The organism is Paenibacillus sp. J22P277 (genome assembly GCF_059383675.1).
The window spans coordinates 673,093-698,486 of sequence record NZ_JBXENS010000005.1; the positions used below are offsets into that span (position 1 = coordinate 673,093).

The 25,394-nt window shown below is 54.6% G+C and carries 18 protein-coding genes; 13 read left to right on the top strand and 5 right to left on the bottom strand.

The features are described from left to right. The first annotated feature begins 170 nt into the window (after positions 1 to 170). The 3 genes from AC50YL_RS20220 to AC50YL_RS20230 all read left to right on the top strand — a co-directional run bounded on the left by AC50YL_RS20220 (position 171) and on the right by AC50YL_RS20230 (position 1,837). A complete protein-coding gene (locus AC50YL_RS20220) occupies positions 171 to 809 on the top strand; it encodes an HD domain-containing protein (RefSeq protein ID WP_494834249.1) in 639 nt (212 codons plus the stop codon). Positions 810 to 850: 41 nt separating this feature from the next. Beyond that, positions 851 to 1,183: a YciI family protein gene (locus tag AC50YL_RS20225; RefSeq protein ID WP_494834465.1), complete on the top strand. Its 333-nt coding sequence runs from the start codon at positions 851 to 853 to the stop codon at positions 1,181 to 1,183. 204 nt (positions 1,184 to 1,387) lie between these two features. Continuing rightward, positions 1,388 to 1,837: a hypothetical protein gene (locus AC50YL_RS20230; protein WP_494834250.1), complete on the top strand. Its 450-nt coding sequence runs from the start codon at positions 1,388 to 1,390 to the stop codon at positions 1,835 to 1,837. Positions 1,838 to 1,963: 126 nt separating this feature from the next. Here AC50YL_RS20230 and AC50YL_RS20235 read toward each other — a convergent pair whose 3' ends face one another. Then, positions 1,964 to 2,686, bottom strand: a complete 723-nt coding sequence (locus AC50YL_RS20235; RefSeq protein WP_494834251.1) for a GNAT family N-acetyltransferase — start codon at positions 2,684 to 2,686, stop codon at positions 1,964 to 1,966. Between the two features lie 961 nt (positions 2,687 to 3,647). Between AC50YL_RS20235 and AC50YL_RS20240 the strand changes: the two genes are divergently transcribed. From AC50YL_RS20240 to AC50YL_RS20250, 3 genes are all read left to right on the top strand, one after another. Then, entirely contained in the window at positions 3,648 to 4,694 is a 1,047-nt protein-coding gene (locus AC50YL_RS20240) for a glycoside hydrolase family 19 protein (RefSeq protein WP_494834253.1), read from the top strand. A gap of 75 nt (positions 4,695 to 4,769) precedes the next feature. After that, a complete protein-coding gene (locus tag AC50YL_RS20245) occupies positions 4,770 to 7,202 on the top strand; it encodes a carbohydrate-binding protein (RefSeq protein WP_494834255.1) in 2,433 nt (810 codons plus the stop codon). A 261-nt stretch (positions 7,203 to 7,463) separates the two neighbouring features. Further along, on the top strand, positions 7,464 to 7,952 hold the full coding sequence (locus AC50YL_RS20250) for a C40 family peptidase (protein ID WP_494834256.1): 489 nt from the start codon (positions 7,464 to 7,466) through the stop codon (positions 7,950 to 7,952). Between the two features lie 286 nt (positions 7,953 to 8,238). Here AC50YL_RS20250 and AC50YL_RS20255 read toward each other — a convergent pair whose 3' ends face one another. Genes AC50YL_RS20255 through AC50YL_RS20265 form a run of 3 tightly spaced genes read right to left on the bottom strand, consistent with a single transcriptional unit; the run spans position 8,239 to position 11,916 of the window. Then, positions 8,239 to 9,345, bottom strand: a complete 1,107-nt coding sequence (locus AC50YL_RS20255) for a GerAB/ArcD/ProY family transporter (protein ID WP_494834466.1) — start codon at positions 9,343 to 9,345, stop codon at positions 8,239 to 8,241. Between the two features lie 8 nt (positions 9,346 to 9,353). Beyond that, positions 9,354 to 10,463, bottom strand: a complete 1,110-nt coding sequence (locus AC50YL_RS20260) for a Ger(x)C family spore germination protein (RefSeq protein WP_494834258.1) — start codon at positions 10,461 to 10,463, stop codon at positions 9,354 to 9,356. Beyond that, entirely contained in the window at positions 10,444 to 11,916 is a 1,473-nt protein-coding gene (locus AC50YL_RS20265) for a spore germination protein (protein ID WP_494834260.1), read from the bottom strand. The genes AC50YL_RS20260 and AC50YL_RS20265 overlap by 20 nt, the downstream gene beginning before the upstream one ends. 275 nt (positions 11,917 to 12,191) lie before the next feature. Here AC50YL_RS20265 and AC50YL_RS20270 point away from each other — a divergent pair, with 275 nt between their 5' ends. From AC50YL_RS20270 to AC50YL_RS20290, 5 genes are all read left to right on the top strand, one after another. Continuing rightward, positions 12,192 to 13,064, top strand: a complete 873-nt coding sequence (locus tag AC50YL_RS20270; protein WP_494834261.1) for an SPFH domain-containing protein — start codon at positions 12,192 to 12,194, stop codon at positions 13,062 to 13,064. Between the two features lie 13 nt (positions 13,065 to 13,077). Then, positions 13,078 to 13,281 carry a type II toxin-antitoxin system antitoxin gene (locus AC50YL_RS20275; RefSeq protein WP_494834262.1) on the top strand — a complete coding sequence of 68 codons (204 nt, stop codon included), beginning with the start codon at positions 13,078 to 13,080 and terminating at the stop codon, positions 13,279 to 13,281. A gap of 280 nt (positions 13,282 to 13,561) precedes the next feature. Further along, positions 13,562 to 14,413 (top strand): SDR family oxidoreductase, encoded by an 852-nt coding sequence (locus tag AC50YL_RS20280; protein ID WP_494834263.1) that lies wholly within the window; start codon positions 13,562 to 13,564, stop codon positions 14,411 to 14,413. A gap of 454 nt (positions 14,414 to 14,867) precedes the next feature. Then, the gene (locus AC50YL_RS20285; protein WP_494834265.1) at positions 14,868 to 20,009 is read left to right on the top strand and encodes an InlB B-repeat-containing protein; all 5,142 of its coding nucleotides are present in this window, start codon (positions 14,868 to 14,870) and stop codon (positions 20,007 to 20,009) included. 72 nt (positions 20,010 to 20,081) lie between these two features. After that, entirely contained in the window at positions 20,082 to 21,815 is a 1,734-nt protein-coding gene (locus tag AC50YL_RS20290) for an S-layer homology domain-containing protein (protein ID WP_494834266.1), read from the top strand. Positions 21,816 to 21,928: 113 nt separating this feature from the next. Here AC50YL_RS20290 and AC50YL_RS20295 read toward each other — a convergent pair whose 3' ends face one another. Then, positions 21,929 to 22,342: a MarR family winged helix-turn-helix transcriptional regulator gene (locus AC50YL_RS20295; protein ID WP_494834267.1), complete on the bottom strand. Its 414-nt coding sequence runs from the start codon at positions 22,340 to 22,342 to the stop codon at positions 21,929 to 21,931. A gap of 233 nt (positions 22,343 to 22,575) precedes the next feature. On the opposite strand from AC50YL_RS20295, the gene AC50YL_RS20300 reads away from it, so the two are divergent. Together AC50YL_RS20300 and AC50YL_RS20305 are read left to right on the top strand one after the other, a co-directional pair. After that, positions 22,576 to 23,283: an SDR family NAD(P)-dependent oxidoreductase gene (locus AC50YL_RS20300; protein ID WP_494834269.1), complete on the top strand. Its 708-nt coding sequence runs from the start codon at positions 22,576 to 22,578 to the stop codon at positions 23,281 to 23,283. Positions 23,284 to 23,451: 168 nt separating this feature from the next. Further along, a complete protein-coding gene (locus tag AC50YL_RS20305; RefSeq protein WP_494834271.1) occupies positions 23,452 to 25,269 on the top strand; it encodes an MBL fold metallo-hydrolase in 1,818 nt (605 codons plus the stop codon). Positions 25,270 to 25,394 lie beyond the last annotated feature (125 nt).

The window sequence follows — 25,394 nt, forward strand, 5'->3', positions numbered from 1 at the left end:
TGGCGAAGCCATGCAATCATCCGGCGAATATTCGCGCCAGAGAAAGGGGATTCTGGAGATAGAGCAAGGATCATTCAATTGGCGGATCATTATTATAGAAAACCCCTCATTGATCTATGATTGCCGAACGCCTAGTATGAGGTTGAGCACAAAATAGGAGGCGATAAACGATGTCGACGTCAATCGCGGATATCAAGATTCCCGACAGCAAGCTGGCCGTCGAAGCGGCGGAACTGTTGCGGGAACATGGCGACGATCTGCTGTGGAACCATTCGAACCGGGTATTTCTTTTCGCGTCGATCCGAGGCAAGCTGCGGCAAACGAAGCATGATCCGGAATTGCTCTATATCAGTTCGCTTTTCCACGATCTAGGCCTGACTCCTGCATTCAGCAGTCCGGACAAGCGCTTCGAAGTCGACGGGGCGAATGCCGCGCGCGATTTCCTGCGAAGCCGCGGCGTGCCGGAAGAATCAATCAGGTTGGTGTGGGATGCCGTGGCCCTGCATACGACGATCGGAATCGTCGAGTATAAAGAAAGCGAAGCGGCGTTGATGAACTTTGGCGTCAGCTACGACGTCGTAGGGAAAAACTTCGACCTCATCCCGGATGAAACCCGCCGGCAAATCGTCGATGCGTTCCCGCGCAACCAATTCAAGCAAAATATCCTGCATGCCTTCTTGGAAGGCTTCAAGCATAAGCCGGAAACGACCTACGGCACGATTAACGCCGATATCTGCGAGGTGTTTCTGCCGGGCTATAAACGTCCTAATTTTTGTCATCATGTGCTTCATTCCAGATGGGAAGAGTAATCGCGCGCGGGTTCAATGCGTTAGGCGCCACGTTTTGAAAAATTTCAAGCATTTCCGCTCCTGCCGGTAATCTCCCGAACCCGAAGCTCGAAGAAGCCATGTCGAAGTACAATGAGGAACTGGTTAAAGCAGGCGTACGGATTATGGCTAAAGGGCTTCATCCCAGCTCGAAAGGGATCCGGCTCTCGTTTCCGAATCCGGGGGGAAAGCCGGTGGTTACGGACGGCCCGTTCACCGAATCGAAAGAATTGATTGCCGGGTTCATTCTGATTGACGTGAATTCGAGGGAAGAAGCGATCGGGTGGGCCATGCGGATGCCGGACCCGCAAGGACATGGGGAGGGCCAGATTGAATTGCGTCAAGTCTTCGAATGAAATGCGCCAAGAGCATAATCATCACTTGAGCCGCGTAAATACGCGGCTTTTTTGCGTGATAATAGTGTCATTAATGTCGACGATCCACCTAAACTTCCTCTGGCGGCATGCGGATATTTCTTCTTTCGATATGCGCTTATACCTTGCTTCGGTACAGGCTGGTGCATAAATTATATGAATTCATCGAATAAAGGATGTGTTAAATTGCCAGCGATACTGCTTGATTATAAAGTCAGCCAACCTAGCAATGGAGCGCCCGGCGGCGTTCTGCCCGGAGACATTCCTTTGCCGTTTGATCTCTCCCCCATGAATGAGGTGCTATTAGCGGATATCGGCTTATTTCTAAGCAGCGGCGCTCCGAATCGCGTAGAGTTGAGCATTACCGTCGGCCTTGGCCATCCGCAAGACGACGTATTGACGATGGCGATCGCATTTTTACGGGATGGCGGCGTGATCTGGACCGGAGTGCATGATTTGGGACCCGTGAACACGTTGGAATCGCCGGAATTACACCTGATCACCACCGTAGGCGCCGATTTCGACGTTCCGGAAGGGTTCCATGTGTATCAATGCGTGCTATCGAAAGTCACATCGGGCATTATTCGCGTCGATGGGCCTGTCACGTTTAGCGGTGCGGCTTATGCGATGACGTAACAAAAGATAGCAATAGGAACCAGGAAAGCCCAACGATATGACAGTATCGTTGGGCTTTCCGTTCGAACGCGCAAAGAACTCCGGATACCGATACCGCCGATCCGGGTGGGAAGGCCAGTTCACCGGTCAGACGATCGCAAAATCGGTCCCGTAGCATGCAAGCCCCAGCTTCTGCGCCACTCGCCGGGAGGTGAGGTTGTCCCAGAAGGTGCTGTATAAAGGGATCCGATCTGCGTGTCGAACCGCCTCCGCCCAACCGGTGACGACGGCAGCGGCATGACCTTGTCCGCGAAACGGCGGCAGCGTCTCGAGCCCCGCTTCATGGGCGCGCGAGGTGATGCGGACGCTGCGGCAGACCGATACGGCACGTCCGTCGGAGACCGCCGCGATGCAGGGCTGCGCATCGTCCACTTCCGAAATCAGCCAATCGAATCCGCCTGCCAGCAGTTCCGCATTTTGCCTTGTGACGAGCACCGAACGCGACTCGGACGAGGATTCGGCTGCGGTCTTGGCGGGAACCAGATAAGCGGGGCCCATCGTGTAGACCTCCGCGTCCAGCAAGTTCATATACGATTCGAGATGGCGGGGGACTGACCGCGAATCTCCGCGGCCGTCCTCTTCGGCGCATAGGGCCTCGAGCCTTCGGACGAGATCGTCCGGCACGTCGTGCCTGAACCTGCAGACCGACGTTCCTTGGATCGTCCGCCCGAGGAACATCCGGGGCGCCGGACCGCCGCCCGGTTCGTTCACCGTCAGCAATCTCCCCCTGCGATCATGGGTATAGAGCGCCTCGGCCTGCAGTTCCATCAGCCCATGGGCTCCGATATCGCGGGATGAATATGTATTCACAAGCAGGTCACGCTCCTTCGCCTTGGGCTGATTTTGACATTCGCCGGATATTCGCAGCAATTCGTCTCGCTGCGGTCCGTACTTACGATTTCACTATATCATCATCCCCAATGACCGTTTCGGTAAAGTTTGCTTATAGCGGTATGTTGGGGGAGTAGAATCGATCTACTCTTCAACGACAAGGTAAACGTTGACGCGGTTCAGGCTGTCGTGGACAAAGAGCACTATTCCATTCTCATTTCAATCGGCCTCCCACAGGCAGGCGGGCATGGAGTCGAGGCTGCCGATCGCAGAAGAGATGGAACGCATCGTAATTTGATTCGTTTATATAGGGAACGGGATTGCTAGACGGCCTAGTTGACGATGTTGTATACGAACCGTTTCGTTTCCGACGGCTGGGCATGACTTCAACGCAGAACGAAAGGGGAGAATAAACGATGTCGGGTCCGTCGCCTTTGATGGATGCAATCGGAATAGCGGGATTTTTCGTAATCGTAATCGCTTTATTGGGGCTTAGCTGGTTTTTTGTGTTTCGCAAAGAAAAATAAAGCCTGCCTCGTGCAGATCCGACTCCATTGAACCAAGGTTCGGAATCTCGCGCATACCGTAAAAGCCGCTTACCGGCATCGAACCGGCAGGCGGCTTTTGTATTGTGCCTACCATGTCCCCATATCTACTGCCTGCTTTCAATAGAGCCATTCGGATTATTTTTTCGCTGTAATTATGTTTTTATTTAGGAAAATCGACTTAATATCTTCCTTAAAATTATAGATATTAAAATCGATAATACGATTATTCATAAATATATTGATAACTTGTTCGATATTTCATGATTTGTATTAAATGGTTCCGGAACCTACAATAGCCTTACCATAAGCGGTTTTGCAGAATGAACTGCTTATGCGAAAAGGCATCGTGCGAAGATGCAACGCATTCATATCATTATTTAGGAGGTTTTCAAATGTTATCCGTCATTAAATCCGCATTCAACAACAACTATGTCTCGGCTGAAGATCAAGGAGCCAGTCCGCTGATTGCCAATCGGACGGCGGCAAAGGGATGGGAAACCTTTAATGTGATTAACAACTCGGATGGAACGATCTCTTTCCAATCGTCTGCCAATAACAAATACGTTACGGCCGATTTGAATGGAAATACGAAACTGATCGCAAGAGCGACGACGATACAAGCATGGGAGAAATTCAAACGCGTCGATCGCGGCAACGGCAAGGTCGCCTTGCAAGCCGTGGCCAACAATCAATACGTATGCGCGGACATGAACCTGGAAGGCGTGCTGTATGCGAATCGACCGACTGCTTCGGGCTGGGAAGAATTCGTGATCGCCGCTCAGCCGAATCAGAATCCGGAAGCTCCCGCCCAGCAGCCTTCCGGCGGATTCGTCGTAACCGAGCAGCAGTTCAACCAAATCTTCCCGGGTCGCAACCATTTCTATACCTATGCCGGATTAGTCGCCGCTACGAGCGCGTACCCCGCATTCGCCAAGACGGGCGGCAGTACGATCGAACGCCAAGAAGCCGCAGCATTCCTGGCCAACATCCATCACGAGACAGGCGGACTGTATCACATCGTCGAGGCGAACAAGGCCAACTATAACCATTATTTCGACTATAACAGCAAATATAAAGTCGTTCCCGGCAAGCAATATTACGGTCGCGGTCCGCTGCAGATCAGCTGGAACTACAATTACGGCGCCGCCGGCGAGGCGCTCGGCCTGCCGCTGCTTTCGAATCCGGATTTGGTCGCGCAGGATCCTTCCGTTGCGATGAAAACGGCGCTGTGGTTCTGGAACACGCAAACGGGTGCCGGTAAGATGACGTGCCACAATGCGATAATTCAATCCAAAGGATTCGGCGAAACCATCCGCACCATCAACGGCGCCTTGGAGTGCAACCGCGGCGGCGGCGGCGCAGTGCCCAACCGGGTCGAGCAATACAAGAAAATTTGCGCCATTCTCGGCGTTGCTCCGGGCGACCATCTTTCTTGCTAGACTTGTCGCATAGCTGATTCAGCTCCACGGATACGATTAAATGCTGCCGAACAGGCAAGAGAAAGAGGGACGACAATGGCACAAGCATGGCGCAGCTCTTTATATCCGGACAATTGGACGCCGGGGTATGCGGATACGCATGGCAACTTTCTCCACGACTTTTCTTACGCGGGTTATTGGAGAGGCGAAAAGCCGCTTCCGACCGCGCCGCCCGGATCCGTCTATAACATCGTGACGCAATACGGAGCAGACGCCAGCGGACAAGCGGATTCGACGGCGGCCATCCAGAATGCGATCAATGCGGCCGGAGCCGCAGGCGGCGGTGTCGTTTACTTGCCCGCAGGGACATACCGCGTTCACCCGCAAGGCTCGAGTTCCAGCGCGCTGTGGATCAAGCATAGCAATGTCGTCCTGCGGGGATCCGGAAAAACCGCAACGTTCCTATACAACGATACGCCGAACATGCGGGAGAAATCGGTCATTCGCGTAGCGCCGGACCATTCAGCCGATTGGCATAAGCCGACGAACGCGCCGACGTCCATCCGAAGCGACGTCAACCCTTTGGCCACCGTGATTCCCGTCAGCAGCGTCGGCGAGTACGCGGCGAATGATTTTATCGTCCTGCATGCCGACGCCACGGATGCCTTTTTGGCCGAACACGGGATGTCGGGCAAGTGGAACGCGGCTACCGTAAAAGGACCGACCTTTTATCGAAAAATTACGGCAATCGACAAGGCGGCCAATACGCTGACGGTCGATATTCCGATCCGCTATGCGCTCAAGACGAGAGACAAGGCAAGGATCTATAAAGTGGGCGAAACGCTGTCGGAGATCGGGATCGAGCAATTGTCCGTCGGCATGAAGCAGCATACGGGCTCTACCTGGGGAGATCTGGACTACAAGAAGGCTGGAACCGCGGCCTATGACGTGCATGCCGCGAAAGCGATCGGATTCTCAAACGTCAAAAACAGCTGGATCGATCAGGTGGACAGCTTCAAGCCTTCGTCCAACGCGAGCGACTTGCATCTGCTATCGCATGGGATCGTCTTGTATCAGTCTCGAACGGTGACGGTTCAGAACACGCATATGCAAAAACCGCAATATAGGGGAGAGGGCGGGAACGGGTATCTCTACCTGATGCAAGGCCAGGATAATTTGGTGCAGCATGCCGCGGCTACCCTGGGAAGGCATAGCTTTACGTTCCAATACATGTGGACCAGCGGCAATGTCATCTATGACAGTACGTCGAACAAACCGCGCCTGGCCACGGATTTTCATATGTATCTGAGCATGGCGAATCTACTGGACTATATGACCATGAACGGCGATTATATCGAAGCGGTCTACCGGCCTTACGGAACCGTGGAGCATGGCTGGACCACGTCGCAGTCGGTCATCTGGAATACGAACGGGGTCGCGTATGCACCCGGGCAGTCGGCGATCGTGAAATCCAGGCAATTCGGCCGCGGCTACGTGATCGGTACGCGCGGCGCGGCCGCCGGGGTAGAGTACACGGTGCCGTCCAGCGAGCGTTCGGCGCCGCAGGACTTTGTCGAAGGCGTCGGAACAGGAGGGGACCTGACTCCGCGGTCGTTGTACGCGGATCAGAAGCTGAAGCGCAGCGGCGAAGCGCCGGCCGTTCTCTACGCGCCGATTCCCGGAAGGATTGAAGCCGAACAATACAGCGCGATGAGCGGCGTGCAGACGGAGATTACGAAGGATGCCGGCGGCGGGCTGAATGTCGGCTGGATCGAAGCCGGCGATTGGATGGACTACGCCGTGAACGTAACCGCTGCAGGGACGTATAAGGTCGAACTAAGCGTGGCGAGTCAAGTCGACACCGGATCTATCCAGCTGAAAGTAGGCGATACCGTGTTAAGCACGATTGCCGTGCCGAATACCGGCGGCTGGCAAGCATGGAAGACGGCGAGCGGCGAAGCGAAGCTAAGCGCGGGCCAGCAGACGCTGCGCGTCTACGCGGCAGGGCCGGGATTTAACTTGAATTGGCTGCAATTTACGAATCCGTTGCCCGCTAATCAACAACCGGCAACCGGGCAGCCGGCAGCCCAGCCGCCCGTGAATGCAATCAAGAATCCCGGATTCGAAACGGGGAATCTGGAAGGTTGGACGGAGTGGCATAACGGCGCTGAATCGGCGTCCAAAGCGGATACCGACAAACCGCGCACCGGCACTTACAAGTTGACGCATTGGCTGGCCGGCGCTTATCAACAGCTTACGTCCCAATCGCTGGCCGTGTCGAACGGCGTGTATGCCGTCAGCGTATGGGCCAGATCGGGCGGCGGTCAAAAAGCGCTTCATCTGTTCGCGAAAAACTACGGCGCGGCGGAGGTGCAAGCGGTGATCGGAAGCAATCCCGTCGCCGACTATACGAAATTCACCATCGATAACGTCCGCGTAACGAACGGCCGAATCGAGATCGGCGTCTGGAGCGACGCGAAAGCGGGCAACTGGGCGGCATTCGATGATTTCGAGCTGTTGAAGAAATAAGTCGCAAAGCAGTAATATAGAGCCGCGTGCCGGCTCTTTTTTTATTTCACGGCAGTAGGCGAGATTACAAGAATAGATGAAAGCTATGAGGATGATAGAAAAAGAGACATTGATCCTTATGCCGCCATTCGATACACTTACCTTGTCGATTCGACATCCTGCTCACTCATTGAGGATCACAACAGATCATTGCTCCAGTCCCCCGACAAAGGGAATACGGCAAACGATGGTACGAAATTCAATGCATGGAGGGTGATTACCATGACAGTCAAACAAACCGCAATTAAAACTTCCGTCGTCGCGCTATGCGCTTCGGCAGGCTTAACGGGGTTTGGCTTCGGTGTTCCCGCGAAAGTGAATGCGCTTTCGCATGAAACCGCTGCCAAAATAATCGACTACAGCGATCATTATCTGGGAACGCCCTATAAATTCGGGGCGAGTACGTCGACTACGCGTTACTTCGATTGCTCGTCATTTACGAAGCACGTATTTCAAAAATTCGGCTATAACTTGCCGCGAAGCGCGGCCCAACAAGCCAAATTAGGGCATTTTGTATCGAAATCGAAATTGAAGACGGGCGATCTCGTCTTCTTCAAAGTTCCGAGCCGGGGCAACTTCATCGGTCATGTCGGCATCTATGCCGGCAAAGGCAAAATGTTGAACACCTTCGGGTCCGGCGGCGTCAAGCTGGCAGACATGGACAAGACCTATTGGACGGAGAATTACGTTACCGCGCGCCGTTTAGATTAGCCCGAGGAGAGTTAGGCGAATCAAATCGGCTCGGGAAAATGCGGGCAGCCAATTCAATCGGCTCGTTATGGCTGCACGCATTTAGATTGCCTGACGAAGGGTACCGTTATCCCTCGATAAAGATGATCGGCAAGCCCGTCGGCGTTACGGACGGCTTGTTGTATCGTTAATCCGATCAATCCGAACGGAGTCATCTCCGTATTAGGATCGCCTTCACCGTATCGCAACGGGGAAGGCGATTCTTTTTTATCTAAATGTTCATTGAACATAGCGCGAGTAAATTCGATTACGCATCCGGCTGCACGGTCTTTAACGCCGTCCGCGAAAATTTGCTGCGAATCACGTAAAGGACAAACAGCAGCGGGATATACGCATACATGAAATAAAATCCGATCTCGACCGCCTGTACACCTAACCCGTGAATCTTGATGCGATCGTCGAGCGGAAGAGCGGCCAAGAAGATTGCGAGCAGAATCACGAGCAGCGACCAGGTCGGTTTAAGATTCGTCGTTCGTTTGATGATTCGCGTGCAGCTCCAAATCGAAAGACAGAGCACGGGGATAATGATCACCAGCCACATGCAGATAAAAATAAACTCGATCCGTTCAATAAAGGATAACTCGATGACTTTCAGCATCACAAAGGTCGGCCAGAAAGTATGCTGCAAAAGCCCCTCGCTAAAATACATGAAGGTGATGAACATGAGGGCGGCATATTTGAACGTGACGAATAATAATCCGAAATGGGCCCATTTCGCATTGTTCTCCGGGGCCTTGATAAACGGAAAATAAAGCAGGATGCTTTCGAATCCCATAAAGAAGATGCCCGAATATTTGGAAGACGCGAGCAGCTCCCGTACCGGATGATAAAAGATCGGCATTAGATTGTTCACATGTCCGTATTTGAGGTTGAAGTACAAAAAGAAGGGCAGCAGACTGGAGAACAGGAAGCCGAAAAAACAATAGCCGACGATTACCCGGAATCCGCCCGAAACGGCGTAATACAGGATACAAACGAGCAGGAAGGCCAGCACCCACGTTCGAAAGTGAGGGAACATCCAAATTTGGATAATCTCGATATAGCCGCGAAAGACCGTTAACGCGAGCAAAAAAAAGTACCCCACCAACGCCAGGGAAACGATGCGGCCCACGGATTTGCCGAAAAGGAAGCCATGCAGGTCGATGACATCCTTGGCCGGATTGCCAAGCATCTTGAAGATCATCCATAGGATGACATGAAGGCTTAATCCCGTTAGCAGAACCACGATCCAAGTATCGTAGCCGGATAGATCCAGCATGAAATGTTGAAAACTTAAGGCACCTGCCCCGATTACAGACGCATGGATGAGGAAAAACACGAAAAAGCCGGAGACCCTGTAGCTTTCCTTGACCATGTTCTGCACTAATGCCCCACTCCCAACAATTGGATCTTCACTTCCGTCCGCATCTCGAATTTGAGCTTTGGATATTGGCGAGCGTAGAAGGCTTGCTCGTTCCAGCCCCGGCGGTGAGCGCGATAAAGATTGCCGATCCCGATCGGATCGACTTCATTTTTTTGGAAATCTTCCAGGATGGCTTTCATGTCGGCCGCCAAGCGGCGTTCGATTTGTTCCTTGACTTGTCGCATATCGCGGTCGATTAAGATAACGTTCAAGTTTGCCGGATAATCGCCAAGGTCGATATCAAGCTTCAAGGAAATAATGGCCGATTCGTTTTGCACGGTCACTTTGTGGGCCGAATGAATAATTCTAAAGGAAATCAATTTGTTCTGTTCGTTTTTGAAGCTGTATCTGCTGGAGCGAACCTCGACATCCTTTTCTTTCAGGAGCTTGATGAACAGCGCTTGCTCATTATTCAGCATCAGCTTTAATCGGTCGCCATGAAATACGCCTACGCCGTCCACGCGCAAAGCGCCTTTGCCGTCTTTGGTCAAAACGGGCAAGAAAACATCTTGCCCCGCCCCGAAATATTGGTCTAGAAATAGATGGCCGTTAGTGATCGGCGTATTCTCATACTTCATATTTTGTTCGATCAAGCGGGATAAATAGGCCGGCGGATATTTTAACGACTCGGCTAAAATATCGCTCGCTTGATCGGGCGTGAGCACGATCTTAGCGCGGTTGCTGATCAGGGGGTCCCGAACAATGCCGGTGGCTACCGGCGATATTCCTCGCCTTGCCAATTTTTCGTTAATGACCAACGTTTTTAATTGACCGCTTGCAATGGGATGGTCCGTTTGCGAAGCGAAAGGCGTGTACACCTCGCCATACGATTTCACGTCGCCCTCGAGCAATAACATTCTCGCTTTCTTCTCGTAGGCCAGATAAGTCGCGGTCACCTTGATTGCATCTCCGTGCGGGTCGTTGCCGATGCTTTGGATAAGTTTAATCCGATCGACGATCTGTTGTTCCGCGCATCCGGATAATAAGAAGCAGCAGAAGAGAAGCGGGAGAGATCTATTCATGGACGCGATTTCCCTTGCTTGAATTTTATTATTCGTGATTGTAGTCATCGCTGCGATCTTTCGGCTTTGAAACCTTGTAGCGCTCAAGCTTGAGCGGGCGCAGATATCGCTGTCGGTTATACGTCATGCTGAATGGAGAGCGAATAAAGCTGTCCGCATAATCGCGGATCCGGAACGGGAACAGCGGTAGGAGGTAAGGCGCACCCAATGATTTTAACCGCAGCAAATGCCCGATCAGTATCAGAAACCCGATCGTAATGCCTAACCCGCCCCAGGCTGCCGCCAATGCAATGAACGGAAACCGCAAAAAACGAATCGTGTTCGCCATTTTGAAAATGGGGGTGGCAAAGGAAGACAGGGCGGATAACGAGACAACGATGATCAAGATGCTGCTGGTGAGACCGGCTTGCACGGCTGCCGTCCCGAGGACGACGCCTCCCACGATCCCGAGCGTTTGTCCGACCTTGGTCGGCAGCCTGGCCCCGGCTTCGCGCAGCATATCGACCGTAATCTCCAGCAGCAGCACTTCAATGAGCGGCGGAAAAGGCACGTTCGCCCTGGATTCGATAATCGGGCCCAGCAGCTCCTGCGGGATGACGGAATAATGAAAGGTTAACACGGCAACATAGAAGGGAGAGGCCAGAATCGAGAAAGCGACGCCCAAAAACCGGATAGCCCGGAAGAAAGAAGCCAGCACCCAGGGCAGATAATAATCTTCGGGCGAAGCGAAAAAATCAAACACGGTGCTAGGGCCGGAAATAACATACGGCGACCCGCTGCTCAAGACGGCCACTTGGCCGCTAAGAAGACAATATTTTGCCCGATCCACGCGTTCGGTCGATATAAATAAAGGGAAAGGCGAATTGGCATTATCCGTGATGACTTGATCGATAAGGGAACTATCGAACACCACGTCGAAATCGGCGTCTACGATTCGTTGCCGGAGGGTATCGACATAGTGGGGATTGCAAATCCCTTCTACATATACAATGACGACGCGCGTTTGCGAAAGCGAGCCTTTGATGTACTCCTCGAATCGCAAATGCTCGGAAACCAGCTCTTTTCGCAGTAAATTCAAGTTCGTATCGAGATCCTCGACGAAGCCGGCTTTCGGGCCGATGACGCTGTATTCGTTGTCCGCTTCGTTGTTGCTTCGGTACCCGCGCTTGGGATCCGCGACATCGATTAACAGTCCTTCATGAAAATCGGGTTCCAGCTGAACGAGAACGAACCCTCGAATCAATCGTTGCACGATGTCGTCGATATTTGAAGATACCTTACTATTTTCCAGCGGTATCAACCGTTTTAAAGCAAGCAAATCGTCGAGCTTCGCGTGCGAAATTTGAATCCGGTGCAAGATTTCATGATCGAGCAGCTTCTGGTCCACGATGTTTTTGCAATAGGTAAAATGAATTCGTTTCTCGCCGATCGCATGCACCGATTGCTCGAGATCGTTCGATTTGATGGCATCCTTCAAAACCGCGTAGATATTTTCGGGCATGAGCTACGCACCTCTCCGTGCTATCTTCGCCATATTATGAGCCTGCGAGTGGAATATTATACCGTTCCGGTCAGCGGCCTTCGATCGATGCGTATTCGCGGCCGTGCGCGATTCATCGAATGAATAGCAGGGAAAATCGGGGATCCGGCGCACCGTGATTCTGCGGCGCGGTGACGCAAGATCTCCGAAGGCGCGGATCTATTCAATTTTCGTTTCCAGGGACTTCCAAAAGTGATATCATAATAGTATCAAAATTATATCGAGGTGCATTGGACATGAAAGATATTCGCGCATGGCACGTGAACGGCTTCTTCGCCTTGCTCGTATGCCTGGCTTCCTTGGCGGGCGGCATCGCCCTGCTGATTGTCGGAGGCAATCGGGCGGAGCCTTCCGGCTGGCTGATCACGCTCGGCATCCTGCTCATTCTGCTGTTCTTCGTGGCCATCACGTCGATGACGATCGTTCAGCCGAACCAGGCGAAGGTCATTACGTTCTTCGGCCGCTACATCGGTACGGTCGCCAAGGCCGGACTTTGGATGGTACTCCCCTTCACTGCCAAGAAGAAGGTATCGCTGAAGGTGCGCAACTTCAACAGCAAGACGCTGAAGGTCAACGACCTGGAGGGCAATCCGATCGAGATCGGAGCGGTCGTCGTCTTCAAGGTGACGGATTCGGCGAAGGCGGTGTTCGACGTCGACAATTACGAGCGGTTCGTGGAAATCACGAGCGAAACGTCGATCCGCCATACCGCGGCGAAATACTCGTATGACACGTTTACCGACGAACCGGGTTTGTCCCTCAGGGGAAATGCCGACGAGGTGGCCGCCGAGCTGTCGGCCGAGCTGCAGAAACGGCTGTTGGTCGCCGGGGTGGAAGTGGTCGAGACGCGCTTGACCCATCTCGCGTATGCGCCCGAGATCGCCAGCGCCATGCTGCAGCGTCAACAGGCGATCGCCATCATCGCCGCGCGGGGGAAAATCGTCGAAGGCGCCGTCTACATGGTCGACGCCGCGCTGCGCCAACTCATCGATAACGGGATCGAACTCGATGCGGAGCGGCGCGCCGCCATGATCAACAATCTGATGGTCGCGGTCGTATCCGACCGGGCGGTAACCCCGGTCATCAATACGGGCACGCTGTACGGCTAAGGATGGCTCGCAAATGCCATCCAAGGACAAAAAGGCTTTCCCGCTGCGACTTGATCCCGACGTGCACCGGGCTTTAGAGAAATGGGCCGCGGACGAATTCCGAAGCGTCAACGCCCATATCGAGTTTTTGCTTCGCGAGGCGCTCCGCAAGGCCGGCCGGTTGAAGACGGATAGGCCGCCCGCAGCCGGCGAAGCGGAAGAACGCGAACAGCCTTGACGGTTAACGACCGGTCAAGGCTTTTTCGTTTATCGGGATTCGCGTTTGCCTAGTCGGATGTACCGGCATGCCAATTCTTAAGCATCTCTTGCGCCTTTTGCGGATCGTCCATGAGCAGCATCCGATGCTCCAGCATCTTGTTCAAGGTGTCAATCCCATCATGTCCGCCAGTCCCTGAATTTTCATCGTCGTTTCTCCTTTGGACCGCTTGCCCTAGAGTTCACTTCATAGTTTATGCTTAAGAAGTTCAAGCAGTCAACTCGAGAAGGAGGATGTCAATATGCATGTTTTTGTTACTGGCGCAACAGGGTACATCGGTTCCGCGGTCGTCCGGGAACTGATCGGCGCGGGACATACCGTGACGGGTCTTTGCCGTTCCGAAGAGAAAGCCGCGGGATTATTGGCGGCGGGAGCCGCAGCGGCGTACGGCACGCTGGAAGATCTCGATACGCTGCGAAGCGCCGCCGCGGCCGCGGACGGCGTGGTTCATCTGGCGTTCACCAACGATTTTTCCGATTTTGAAGGTGCGCTGGCGCTGGATCTGCGAGCCGTTGAAGCCATGGGAACGGCACTCGAAGGCTCCGGGAAACCGTTCATTACCACGGCTCATGCAAATGGACATGCCGTGGACCGCGCTGTGCTCGCAATGGCAGCGCGGGGGACTCGGTCATCCATCGTCTCGCTCGCGCCGTCCGTGCACGGCGAAGGCGATAAGGGCTTCGTGCCGATGATGATCGACATCGCCCGGGCGAAGGGCTTCGCCGCCTACATCGGCGACGGGACGAACCGCTGGCCGGCAATTCACCGCCTGGATGCGGCTGTTCTGTACCGTCTGGCGCTCGAATCCGCCCCGGCGGGTTCACGGCTGCTTGGCGCCGGCGATGAAGGCGTTCCGCTCCGCGAGATCGCCGCGGTTATCGGGCGGCAATTGAACGTGCCGGCGCTCGGCATCATCCTTGAAGAAGCTGCCGCCCATTTCGGCTTTCTTGGTCCCATCGCGGCATTGGACATTACAAGCATGTACGATACCGCGCAAGCGAGTCAGGCGACACGGGAGCTTCTGGGCTGGAAAGCGATGCAGCCCGGACTGCTCGCCGATCTCGAAGAAGGACATTATTTTGCGATAAATTAGAAGCAGCAAGAGAGGTCCTCGTTGTTGAGCAGGAGAAAACTAGCGATATCGATCGCGCATCGAATCAAAACAACCATTATGAAACGCCAGTTGAGCCCTTCCGGTTCAGCCGGCGTTTTTTTTGTAATCTATCAGAAGCAATGTATTTCGGCACAACCGTATCGCGAAGCGACTGTCCGATCGTTCGAAACCGCATTCAAATCTATCGAAAATGTATAAATCTATCAAAATCGGTCCAAACAGATTGCGATAGTTACGACTATATATGAATGGTTATTGCAATAGAATGCGCCGGTTGGCCAGACCTATAATGAATGCAGGCATAGAGAAACAGCAGAACGATGAAAGGAAGATGCCCATTCGACAAGGAACGCAACCTTCTTTCGAAGCCAAGGTTCAGAAGGAGTTTATACGTGCGCACGCAAGGAATGCAGAAGAATGGAGGCCATATGTGATGTTGAAATTGAAACGTTATGCGTTGATGGTTTTATCGTTGGTATTAATGACCGGCCTGGCCGATTTTTCCTTTTTGCCGCAAGCAAACGCGTCGGAACAGCCGTTAAAGGAACGCGCGCCGATTCCTTACGTCGCCCAGACGTCGCAAGCCTATGCGGTGGATTCGGAATGGGTGCAGATCGAGCTGATCGACCAGAAGTATAACAATGCCACCGTTGCGAATACGGCGAATTATACGATAACGAGCAGCGATGACCCGGATTATGCCGGGGGCGTCCAGCCGATCCTCGTCAACTATCGCAGCTTGCCGGAGTCGGCGCCGTACAATCCCAGCCTCAGCCAAGACATCGGCAACATTCAGAATACGTATAACCTGTTTCTGAAGATGCCCTCCGGCGCCAAACTCAAGGCGAATAAAACCTATACCGTGACGCTTAGCGGCTCCGTCGCCGCTGCGGGTCCTTTTACGTTCGCGTTCGATCTCGCCAAACCCAATCTTGTCATCCATTCGAACCAGGTCGGTTATCTCTCGGAAGGCTCCAAAGTCGCTTATTTGTCGCTGTGGACCGGGCAGGGAACCGTAGACTTCAGCGGAATTCCGAAATTCTACGTCCAGGATACGACGGGTCGAACCGTGTATACCGGGAACATCGTGCTATCCACGGATAACGACAGATGGTCGCAAAGCGATATCTACGCGCTCGACTTTTCTTCGTTTGCCGCGGAAGGCACGTATTCGATCTATGTTCCGACGGTGGGACGCTCCTATCCGTTCAAAATCGACAGCTCGCTCTACAAGGATGAAATCGCCTATACCACGATCAGGGGCATGACCATGCTGCGCGACGGGGACCATGGATTGGACGACCCGAACGTTACGCATTGGAACCGTCCCGAAGCCCATATGGACGATGCGATCGATCAAGCCCTGTTCAAATCCAACGGAGGCGATCTGGACGCTTCGCGCGTGGATTTGACCGGCGGCCACATGGATGCGGGGGACAGAGGCAAGTATCCTTATAACTCTGCCTGGACGTCCGCCATTTTGCTATCCGCCGCAACGTATTATCCCGATCAAATCAAAGCTTTGGGGGAGACGCTCAACCTGCCGGAATCCGGCAACGGCAAACCGGACTTCCTCGACGAATTGGTGTACGAGCTTGATTGGCTGTACAAGGCGGTCATGAATACGTCCACGGACGGCACGCTGCCGAACTATCTGAGACCGGGTGACCCGAACGCCGCTTCGGGGGGCTACGAGCAAGGTCAGCCGCCAGCCGGGGCTGCCAACCGGGTGTTCTATAACGTCACGGCGGGGCCGAACAAGGCGGAGACGCTGCTGGCATCGGGCGCCTTGGCCATGGCTTACAACACGCCGATCATGCAGGAGTATTATCCCGGGAAAGCGGCGGAATATTTGACTGCGGCGAAAAAGGCGTATAACGGATTCAAAGCCCATTACGAGGATCCGGCATACTTGCATGAAGCAACGGCTTACGACAAAACGTTGGACGGATTTCCGCATACGTGGTCGGATGAGATGCTGTTTGCGGCCAGCGGCTTGCTGCAGGCAACGGGCGATTCCGCGGAATATATGCCTTGGATGACCAGCGAGCTTCCGACCAATATGAACGATTATACCTCGATCATGCATTGGAATTGGGAAACGGACAGCCCGATGGTGCCGACGTTCGTTTCGATCAACCGCAACGATTATTTATCCGCTGCGCTCAAGGACTGGGCACACAACGGAATCGTCGCCTACGCCGATGTCGAGATGAATCATGAGCATCCGTTCGGCGGCAATATGCAGGACGAAGGCTTCCCCAATGCGATCGGCTGGCGGTTCGCTTCTTCCAACTTGTTCCCCATCGTGATCGGATACGGCGTAACGCATGATGCGGACTATCTGAATCGCATACAGACCACCTGGAATTACGAATTGGGAACCAATGCGGTCAGCAGGACCTTCATTACCGGGTTGGGGGATCCGCAGCGCGAGCCGCGATGGTTCGTAAGCGAATTGAACCAGTATCAGTACATCCAATACGCAAACGGCAACGGCGGTTGGCCGGAACCTCCGCCGGGCTATCCCGCTTCCGATTTGCAAAGCGACGCTTATCCGTCCTGGTATGACGATGCGCACAATGCGGCGGCAAAGAATGATGTTTCGCCTGCCTACGCCAGCTATCCGCCCGCTTACCGTTATACCGATTCGTGGAGCGTGCAAAACGAATTCGTCATTAAAACGATGGCGAATAATGCCGCTTCGATGCTGCCGCTCATTCCGACCCAGCTCTATGAGCTGAGCGTGCAGGCCGAGAACGGGAGCGTCCTCCCGGCAGCGGGATCGTACGCCGCGGGTACGGAGGTTTCATTGCAAGCCTCCGGCGATCTGGGGTATACGTTCGATCATTGGGAAGGCGACGTGACGGGAACCGCCAATCCCGTCGCGGTCACCATGGACGCTTCCAAAAACGTGACGGCCGTATTTGCCGAGACGGCTACGCATACGCTCGCGACAACCGCCGAACACGGCAAGATCGACGTCGACGTTCCGGGCGGCACCTATAACGAAGGTACCGAAGTGACGTTATCGGCTATCCCCGATTACGGATATGCCTTCGTCGGATGGAGCGGCAATCTGAGCGGGACGACGAGTCCGGCAACGATCGTCATGGATGCCGACAAAGCCGTGACGGCGATTTTCGATCCGCTGGCCAGCTATACGCTGACCGTGACGGCCGATGGCGGCACCGTATCCGCAAGCCCTGACAAAGCAACCTATCTGCAGGGGGAAGAGGTCATTCTAACCGCTGCTCCGAGCCTGGGATACGTGTTCGATTCGTGGAGCGGAGATGCGACGGGCACGAATCCGATCCAATCCGTCACGATGGACAAGAATATGCGAATCACGGCTAATTTCAAAGCTGTCCCCGTGTATGCCTTGACGGCCCATGCAACGGGCGGAGGCAGCGTAACGCCGACAAGCGGATCGTTCACGGCGGGAGCTTCAACGACGCTGACCGCAACTCCGGCCGACGGCTACTTGTTCACGGGTTGGAGCGGCGATCTGTCGGGGAATGCGAATCCCGCCACGGTTACCATGAACGCGAATAAAGCCATCACGGCCAATTTTGCCTTCAAAGGCGGAATCGCCGGCATGGATATCGGGACCGCGACGCCTGGAACGACAGCCATGAACGGCGGCAGCTACGCGATCACCGGTTCCGGCATCGGCCTCGGCAACGCGCCCGATAGCTACCGCTACGTCTTCGAATCCGGCGTGGCAGGCAATTTCTCCATCTCGGCGAAGCTTGACAACGTCACCGGGACAAATGGCGCCATGGCCGGTCTGCTCATACGCAAGACGCTGGATGACGCCGCGTCCGGCGCCAATCCGCAGTTCATCGACGTCTACGTCAAGGACGGGACGCTCAATGTCAGATCCCGTGGCGGCGGCACTTCGTTCGACAATCGGACAACAATCATCGATAATCATGTTGCCGGATCCGTCTGGGTCAAGCTGACCCGAACGTCGAACGCGTTGTTCAACGTGTACAAATCGAATGACGGCACGACCTGGGAGAAGCTAGTCGATGAAGTGACGTTATGGGGCTTCGACACGCCGGATGCTTACGCGGGCATGTTCGTAAGCTCCGGATCGTTGGGGCAAACGGCTTCGGCATCGTTCAGCGACGTGAAATGGCCCGTGCCGCCGACGATCACGCCGCCGGCCGATGCGCCTTATACGAGCCAGGATATCGGAGCCGGCATCACGGAAGGCATCACGACCGTGAGCGACCAGGATCCGGGGACAATCACCCTCAGCGCCAAAACCGGCGAATTATGGGCCGACAAGGACAGCTTTAGATATGCGTACGTGGGCGACCTGAGCGGCGATACCGAATTCGTCGCCAAACTGGAAGGTTTGACGGGGGGCGCCGCGGATGCGGTCGCCGGCATCATGGTGCGGCAAACGCTGGGCATTTCCTCGAAATATGCCGGGATCGCAGTGATGAAGAACAACAATGTCTACCATCAATACCGGGACAACGTCTGGACTTCCCGCGGCACCGCGACTACGGGCGGATTGCCGATATGGCTCAAAGCAACGAAGTCCAAAACGGGCACCGTCACCGCGGTGAAAACCTACGCGTCGACGGACGGAACGAATTGGACGCTGCAGGGCACGACGAATTTCCAGGATGCAAACGGCGGCTTTCCGGATCACTATTCGGTCGGGTTGTTCGTCAGCGGGAAAAGCACCTCCTCGCTGACTTCGGCGGTGTTCAGCCATATCGGCTGGCCCGGGTCCCCGCCGGCGCCAACGACGATGACCGGCAGTTTGACCGGGGCTTCCGGCGTTGAAGCCGGCAGTCCGTTCCAATTGAACTATGGCATGACGAACGTCGCATCCGACATATACGCGCTGGATCTGACCGTGAATTTCGACCCCGCCAAAGTCAGTTTCACCGGAGCGGATTCGCTGCAGGAAGGGCTGACCGTCCTGGACAGCGATGAACGATCGCCCGGCCATGTTCGGATACTTGCCTTCACGGATGCGGATCGTCCGATTCAGTCGGACGGCGATCTGCTGCAGTTGAATTTCAGTGCCGCCGCGCTCTCGGCAGCATCGACCGCCGCCATCGCTTTGAGCGATATCGCGGTGTCGGACAACGAAGGCCGCACGCAGCAAGCGGATTCTGGAGCGGGCGTAACGATGGGCATTACGGTCGTCGTCCCGGCGGATAAATCAGCCTTGAACGACGCCATCTCCAACACTAGCGCAGCGTTGAACGACGCGATGGAAGGGACGCTGTGGGGGCAATTCCCTGCAGGTTCGAAAGCCGCGCTGCAAGCGGCGGTCGAAGACGGACAAGCAACGTCGAACGCGGCCGGCGTCACCCAAGAGGAAGTGGATGCAGCCAAGCTTCAGTTGGAATCCGCGCTGTCGGCATTCTCCGGAACGGTCAATACGATTGCCACCGTAGCGGATCTCGGCGTGCTGGCCGGCGCGTACGATCTTACTTCGGCGGCGGCCGATTGGGGGCGCGTCAAGCGTTACGATTACAACGTTGACCAATTGATCGATATCGTCGACTTGGCGGCGATTTCGCAATTGATATTCGAATCTTAATTTACATTCGAAACGAGCGGATGAGGGAGGCATGGCCTTCCTCTTCGTCGTCGTTTCGGGAGGAGACCCGCCATGACAGTCAAGATCCGTCTGACCAGCCTGATTACGCTGCTGCTTGTTGCTTGGATGCTCCCTTTGCAGGCCGATGCTTCCGCAGCTCCCGTTTTTTCCCTGAGCACGACCAATCCAAAACCCGTTCAAGGCAATGAATTTCAGGTGGCCATAATGGGGAACCAGCTGGATGATTTATACGCGTATGAGCTTAATCTGACCTATGATCCTGCGCTGCTCCAGTTCAAAGGGGCCGTACCCGGTCGAGAAGACGGATTCGCGATGTCGCCTTACGTCAATGGCAACGGCATTCGGCTCGTCTACACGCAAGTGAACGGCGGTTCGGGGCAAAACGGCAGCGCAGCCTTGTATACGCTGACGTTTATCGCCGTTGGCCAAGGGGAAGCCGCGGTCAAGCTGGCCGGACTGAAGTTGGTGAACGCCCAGTTGCAATCGCAGGAGCTGAAGAGCGATGCCCGTGCGACGGTGACGATTGTGGCCGGCCCGCCGAACACTAACCCGAACACAAACCCAAGCACCGGCTCGGGTACTGACCCGACGACAGATCCTGCAACTCCGCCGGCAAGCGGGGTCGTGCAGCCGGAAGTCAGCGTCGATACGGCGACGAAAACCGCTGTTGCCAAGATTGACGCCGCGGAATGGGAGCAGATATCAGACCAAGCAAGATCGGATTCAAGCGGAAAAGCGGTCATTCAAATGCCGCATGCGGACAATGTCGCCGCCTATAGGTTGGAGATGCCCCGGTCCGCGCTATCCGACTCCGTACGGTCCCGCATTCATATGGAAGTCGCGACTCCGCTCGCGACGATCGTGCTGTCCAGCAACATGCTGCAGCCCGGCGGATCGCCAACCGATGTTGCGGCGCTGCAGATCAGTCAAGCGGATCCAACACGGTTGGATGAAGCCGTCAGAAACCAGATCGGCGTGCGTCCCGTAATCGAGTTATCCCTCTTGGTCAATGGCCGGGACATTGCATGGAGCAATCCGGAAGCGCCGGTGACGATCAGCATCCCGTATACGCCTTCAGCCGAGGAACGGCTTCATCCCGAGCATCTCGTGATCTGGTACATGGACAGCCAAGGCCAGGCGAGATCCGTGCCGAACGGAAACTATAATCCGGCCACGGGCAGCGTAACGTTCACCGCGAGGCAGCTTGGCACGTACGCCGTAACTTACGTCATGAAGTCATTCGACGATATCGGCTGGCTGCAATGGGCGAAAAACCCGATCGAGGTGCTTGCAGCAAAAGGCATCATTGATGGGACATCGGAACGGGAATTCCAGCCGTTAGGAAAGATTACCCGCGCCGATTTCGTCCTGCTGCTGGTTCGGACGCTGGAATTGCAGGGACAGCCTGGTGAACGCTTCGCGGACGTGCCGGAAAATGCCTATTACGATGACGCGCTGCGGATTGCAAGGGCGAACGGCATCGCGGACGGCGTCGGCGATAACCGCTTCAATCCCGGGGCATTCCTCACCCGGCAGGACATGATGGTGATGACGCAACGCGCCCTTCAAGCAGCTGATAAACTGACCGACGAGGCGTCCGCTAACGAATTATCCCGTTTTAAAGACAAAGCCGACATTTCGGATTATGCGCTCGGCAGCATAGCGGCGTTAGTAAAAGCCGGACTGGTTCACGGCGACAGCGGGGCCATTCACCCGGACAATACGACTTCGCGGGCGGAGTCGGCCGTGCTGATGTACAACCTATACAACTTTATCCATCCGTAAGGATTAGGTTAAGCCTGTGCATGCAAAGTCGAATAACCTCCGAGATCCATTATGGGTCTTGGAGGTTTTTTTGCAGGTTGCTGATTCTGTTGTTCGGGTACTGTCCCATATGCTTAACTCTTTGGATTCGTTCGTTCGGCCAACTTGTTAATCGACTCGATGTCTTGATCCGTTAGATGATCGAGGAAATGTTTGCGTATGGCCTGCGCGGCTATGGGCCGGGCATCGTCCAACGACGATTTGCCGGCGGGAGTGATCATGACCCGAACGCCGCGATCCGTATCCAATGGTTTCCTCGTCACGAGTCCGCGTTTTTCCATCCGCGTCAAATGGTGCGACAACCGACTCTTATCCCAGTCCATCGAATCCGCCAATTCCTGTTGGCGAAGGCTGCCGTTCCCCAAGAGGATTAACCGATCCAATACGCCATAGTCACCCTCGGACAATCCCGTATGCTCGGACATCTCTTTGATAACGCGGCCGAAAATGCCTTGGAAGGAGCCTTTCCACGTATGCCATAATTGCATTTCTTTTTCGCTCAGTTCGTTATTATCCATGCAGGCATTATAACATGATTGACACGTCAACCTCAACATGCTAAAGTAAGCACAGGTTGACGCATCAACCTAGATGCAATGCAGTTAACGATTGCAAGAAAGAAGGGACGCTATGCAGGGTAAACCCGTCGCCATGGTCATCGTGGCTAACGAAGGAATCGGTCTTGCGCTCCTCATTTCATTCAAAGAAAGGAACATGATAAATGGAAATTCATGACAAGGTCGTTCTTATTACCGGCGCATCCGCCGGAATCGGCTTGGCCGCGGCGCGCCGCTTTGCAGCCTCTGGCGCCAAATTAGCACTCGTGGCTCGATCTGCAGATGTACTTAATCGTCTCGCCGAAGAAATAAAGGCTCAAGGAAGTGACGCCATAGCTCTGCCCGCCGACCTGAGCGATCCGAAGCAAGTTCAACGCGTCGTCGAGGAGACGGCCCGGTACTTTGGTCGCCTCGACGTAGTCATCAATAACGCAGGACAAGCCGCAGTCGGCGTGGTCGCCGATATCAATCCACTTGACTTGCGGAAGATTTTTGACCTTAATGTGATCGGACCTTTAGCCGCCATGCAAGCTGCGATCCCAATCATGCGGCAGCAAGGAGGAGGATTGATCATCAATGTAAGCTCGGTGGTCGCCAAGATGAATATTCCTGGAATCGGAGCCTATGCAGCCACCAAATCCGCATTGAATATGCTTTCCGATACAGCGCGAGGAGAATTGGCCTCGGAGCATATCCGGGTGATTACCGTTCATCCTCGCGCAACCGCCACGGACTTTGGCAAAAACGCGCTGGGCGTTCTGCAACAGCCGCCGCAAGGATCTTCCAACCCATCCGATACGCCCGAATTCGTTGCGGACAAAATCTTGGCAGCCGCTTTGAACGAGCCGGATGAGCAATACATGGATCATTAATATTCGTCGCCGACTATGGTCGTAAGAGGACATAGCTGCAGCTGCAGCTGCCGCGCTTTGCGCGGTTTTTTTTATGGCTAGCGCTTCTTGTCTTTATCTTAAAAGGGAATCGCTGGATGACGGTGAATGTTATTAGTGGAACGACTTGAACAAGGAGGAGCCGATACGATGCTGGCAAGAATCAGTGAGCATATGTTTCTCTACGAAGATACGTGCAATGTATTCGTGATCAGAAACGAGGACGAAGCGGTTCTGATCGATTTCGGATCCGGATCCGTGCTGGAGGAGCTCCGATCCATCGGGGTGGCGCGCGTGACGGATATTTTGATCACCCATCATCATCGGGATCAGGCGCAGGGACTGGATAAGGCCATCGCGACCGCGGCGAGGATATGGGTGCCGCATCACGAGCAGGATCTGTTTACGAACGTGGATCTCCACTGGCAAGGACGCGAGATGTATAACAATTATAATGTCCGCCAGGATAAATTCTCCCTCTTGGAGCCGATCGCGATCACGGGTACGCTGAAAGATCATTCCCTGCATACGTTCGGCGGACGAACCTACTCGATCGTCCCGACGCCGGGTCATACGATCGGGTCGATTTCGATCGTATCCGAGGTGGATGGCCGGCAGGTCGCGTTTACGGGCGATTTGATCGCCGCACCCGGCAAGGTGTGGTCGATGTCGGCGACGCAGTGGTCCTATAATGGATGCGAAGGCGCAGTCAGCACTATTTTGTCCGCAATGGATTTGCTTGAGATGAAGCTGCACCTGCTTCTTCCTTCCCACGGGGAAATCCTGCATGACCCAGCGCCGGCTCTCGAGCTGCTTGTCGATCATTTGAAGCGACTCCTGCAATTGCGCGGGCAGTATGCGAGCTTGGAGGAAATATTAAATCCCGCTTATGTGGAAATTACGCCTCATCTAATCTGGAATACCCGTTCCTTCGCCAATTCGTATGCACTCTTATCCAAGAGCGGCAAGGCGCTGCTGATCGATCTCGGCTATCCGAACATCCATCAAACCTTTTACGCCGGCACCGATCGCGCGTCGCGCCGTCCGGGTCTGAGGCAAATCCAGCAGCTGAAGCAGCGATATCGGCTAGACCGGATCGATGTCGTGATCCCGACGCATTACCATGACGACCATGTGGCCGGCCTGAATCTGTTACGTGAAGCGGAAGGCGCGCAAACCTGGGTCGCCGACAATTTTGCCGATCTTCTCGAGTATCCGTCGCGTTACGACGTTCCGTGCTTGTGGTACGATCCCATCGCGGTCGACCGCCGGCTGCCGCTCGAACAGCCGATCGTGTGGGAGGAGTACGTGCTGCGGCTTTATGAACAGCCTGGCCATACGCTGTATGCGGTCGCGATTGCATTCGAGGTAGACGGGAAAAAGATCGCAGCCATCGGCGATCAGCAGGGCACGGACGGGAAGCTGAATAATTATGTCTATAAGAACAAGTTCCGTTCCCATGATTACAGGTTGAGCGCCGACCTGTACCGCAGGCTGAATCCCGACGTAATCCTATCCGGACATTGGGATCCGCTTGAAGTGACGCCCGAGTATTTGAATCAGCTTGCGCGCGACGGCGAAGAGTTGAAGGCGCTGCACGATCTTCTTCTGCCGCTGGAGAAGATCGATATGGGGGCCGAAGGGTTCAGTGCTTGGATCAAGCCGTATCAACTGGAGCTTCAGCACGGGGAAGCAGCCGAAATCACGGTGGAGGTATTGAATCCGCTGTCTACGCGGGAGAATATCACCGTGAAGTTAATTGTCCCGGAAAGCTGGGTCGTCGAACAAAGCGAACAGCAATCGGAGATGGAACCGCAAGCTGTCGCTCGGTTTCAGTTTCGCTTAACCGCTCCGGTCGGACAGCCCGTGAAACGGGCGAGGATCGCCGCCGACATCACGGCGGGCGCGCGCAGACTGGGACAGCAAGCCGAGGCGCTGATAACGGTGATTGGCCATGCAATCCGATAAGGCGCAAAACAAGCCTCCGAGAAATATCGGCGATATGTCATCAGTTAATGACATTAAACAAATAATAGGCATGAAGCAGCCTGTCGTCGGAAATCAACCGGCGACCGGCTTTTTTAGTTTCGCTT

Coding starts and splice junctions, on each gene's coding strand:
- AC50YL_RS20245 (WP_494834255.1), top strand. CDS start 4,770: ATGGCACAAGCATGGCGCAGCTCTTTATATCCGGACAATTGGACGCCG.
- AC50YL_RS20285 (WP_494834265.1), top strand. CDS start 14,868: ATGTTGAAATTGAAACGTTATGCGTTGATGGTTTTATCGTTGGTATTA.
- AC50YL_RS20250 (WP_494834256.1), top strand. CDS start 7,464: ATGACAGTCAAACAAACCGCAATTAAAACTTCCGTCGTCGCGCTATGC.
- AC50YL_RS20300 (WP_494834269.1), top strand. CDS start 22,576: ATGGAAATTCATGACAAGGTCGTTCTTATTACCGGCGCATCCGCCGGA.
- AC50YL_RS20280 (WP_494834263.1), top strand. CDS start 13,562: ATGCATGTTTTTGTTACTGGCGCAACAGGGTACATCGGTTCCGCGGTC.
- AC50YL_RS20270 (WP_494834261.1), top strand. CDS start 12,192: ATGAAAGATATTCGCGCATGGCACGTGAACGGCTTCTTCGCCTTGCTC.
- AC50YL_RS20295 (WP_494834267.1), bottom strand. CDS start 22,342: ATGCAATTATGGCATACGTGGAAAGGCTCCTTCCAAGGCATTTTCGGC.
- AC50YL_RS20290 (WP_494834266.1), top strand. CDS start 20,082: ATGACAGTCAAGATCCGTCTGACCAGCCTGATTACGCTGCTGCTTGTT.
- AC50YL_RS20260 (WP_494834258.1), bottom strand. CDS start 10,463: ATGACTACAATCACGAATAATAAAATTCAAGCAAGGGAAATCGCGTCC.
- AC50YL_RS20255 (WP_494834466.1), bottom strand. CDS start 9,345: ATGGTCAAGGAAAGCTACAGGGTCTCCGGCTTTTTCGTGTTTTTCCTC.
- AC50YL_RS20240 (WP_494834253.1), top strand. CDS start 3,648: ATGTTATCCGTCATTAAATCCGCATTCAACAACAACTATGTCTCGGCT.
- AC50YL_RS20305 (WP_494834271.1), top strand. CDS start 23,452: ATGCTGGCAAGAATCAGTGAGCATATGTTTCTCTACGAAGATACGTGC.
- AC50YL_RS20265 (WP_494834260.1), bottom strand. CDS start 11,916: ATGCCCGAAAATATCTACGCGGTTTTGAAGGATGCCATCAAATCGAAC.
- AC50YL_RS20275 (WP_494834262.1), top strand. CDS start 13,078: ATGCCATCCAAGGACAAAAAGGCTTTCCCGCTGCGACTTGATCCCGAC.
- AC50YL_RS20220 (WP_494834249.1), top strand. CDS start 171: ATGTCGACGTCAATCGCGGATATCAAGATTCCCGACAGCAAGCTGGCC.